This is a genomic window from Clostridium puniceum (genome assembly GCF_002006345.1).
In the GTDB taxonomy this organism is placed as follows: domain Bacteria; phylum Bacillota; class Clostridia; order Clostridiales; family Clostridiaceae; genus Clostridium; species Clostridium puniceum.
The window spans coordinates 1-953 of sequence record NZ_LZZM01000122.1; the positions used below are offsets into that span (position 1 = coordinate 1).

Annotated in this window: 1 pseudogene; it reads left to right on the top strand. The window is 31.3% G+C overall.

Annotation, left to right across the window (positions count from 1 at the left end):
• Nucleotides 1-72: 72 nt before the first annotated feature.
• Nucleotides 73-953: pseudogene (locus CLPUN_RS09290) on the top strand (IS3 family transposase); the annotation flags it as partial.

Below are 953 nucleotides of genomic sequence, written 5' to 3' on the forward strand. Positions count from 1 at the left end.
TGGAGTATACCCTATTTGATAGACACATAGAAAAGACGTTATAATAACAATAAAGAAGGATGTGTTTATCAAATGAGTAAGAGAAGAGAGTTTTCTGTAGAATATAAGAAAGAGATAATAAAATTAGTAACAGAGCAAGGAAGAAAAGCGACTCATGTAGCAAAAGAAATTGGCGTAAGCGAAGCCAGTGTAAGAAGATGGGTAAAAGAATACGGAACACATGGAGATAATGCTTTTCCTGGTAAGGGAAAATTAAAGCCAGATGATGAAGAATTAAGATTACTTAAAAAGAAAATGGCTGATTTAGAAGAGGAGAATGCTATATTAAAAAAAGCTATATGCATCTTCACAAAGCCCGTGAAATAAGATATCAATTTATTTGTGATAATAGCTCCGAATTTCATGTGGAGAAGATGTGTATAGTGTTAGAAATAAAAAGGAGCTCTTACTATGGTTGGTTAAAAAGACCTAAATCCAAGAGAGAAAAAGATGATTCAAAACTTGTTGAAGAAATTAAAAGAGTTCATAAAGAATCGTATGGTACATATGGTGCTCGTAGAATTAAAAAGCAATTAAATAAAGATGGTATAAACTGCAGTAAAAATAGAATTTCAAGATTAATGAATGAAAATAATATTCATAGTAAGCTTAAAAGAAAATATAAGGCTACTACATATTCAAATCATAATCTTAATGTAGCACCAAATTTATTAAAGCAAGACTTTAGTGTTAGTGAACCTAATAAAGTCTATGTAGGTGATATAACGTATATAGGAACTGATGAGGGATGGCTTTACCTAGCTACAGTTGTTGATTTATTTAATAGAGAAGTTGTTGGTTGGTCAATGGATTCAACAATGACTAGAAAACTTGTTATAGATGCATTTAATGCTGCTATAAATAAAGAGCACCCTGCAGAAGGATTAATTTTTCATTCTGACAGAGGGGTGCAG